The organism is Erwinia sp. MYb416, assembly GCF_037479575.1.
GTDB classification, from domain to species: Bacteria; Pseudomonadota; Gammaproteobacteria; order Enterobacterales; family Enterobacteriaceae; genus Erwinia; species Erwinia rhapontici.
In genome coordinates, this window is record NZ_JBBGYT010000391.1 from 1 (window position 1) to 858 (window position 858).

The window sequence follows — 858 nt, forward strand, 5'->3', positions numbered from 1 at the left end:
GTACATTGGTGCCGGGGCGCTATCGCAGCAGGTGGATGATTTCAACGGCGATAACTTCGATCACAGCGATCTCGATTTTATTGGTGGCGCCGGGATTCTGGTAGTGGCACGTGGCGCGCGCCCTATCGGCAATGCCGATGCACTGCCTCCTGGCACACCACGCTGGGGCAAGGCGTGGAAAAAGGCTTACACCCATGCGTTCCAGAACGGCACCTTTATTTTTGGCCAGGGTACCAGCTTCTCGCACGAGGACTACTACCTCGATCTGGATCCGGAATATAACGATGACAACGGCAATCCATTGCTGCGCGTCACCTTCGACTACAACGAGAACGACCGTCGCTCAGCGAAATTTATCGAAGAAAAAAGTGTGGAGATTGGCAAGGCGATGGGTGCTGAAATTGTCCTTGGTACCAACTCCGCCGCAGGCAATTACTCGCCATACAATTTTGCAAGCGATCACACCATCGGGGGAGCGGTGATGGGAACTGACCCGAAAACCAGCGTGCTGAACCGTTATCAGCAGAGCTGGGACGCGCACAACCTGTTTGTGCTTGGAGCCTCCTCCTTCCCGAATAACGCCGGATATAACCCGACCGGTACCATTGGTGCACTCAGTCTGTGGACAGCGAAAGCCATCATTGAGCAGTACCTGAAAACCCCCGGCCCGCTGGTGAAGGTGTGATATGAATAAAATCAAATTAGCGGTGGGTACCCTCGCCGTTGCAGCAGTGGTGGCGGGTGTTCTGCTGTATCAAAACGGCAATACGCGCGCCGACAATGTCGCAAATGACCAGATTCTGATGAAACACCCGCTCACCGCAGATGATGCAGCAGCCGTTGAGCGCGGTCATTACG

1 protein-coding gene is annotated in these 858 nt (G+C 54.8%); it reads left to right on the forward strand.

The window, feature by feature from the left end:
- Positions 1 to 685, forward strand: a 685-nt coding sequence (locus tag WH277_RS05515; RefSeq protein ID WP_339504887.1) for a GMC oxidoreductase, incomplete at its 5' end; no start/stop codon positions are given.
- Between the last annotated feature and the right edge of the window lie 173 nt (positions 686 to 858).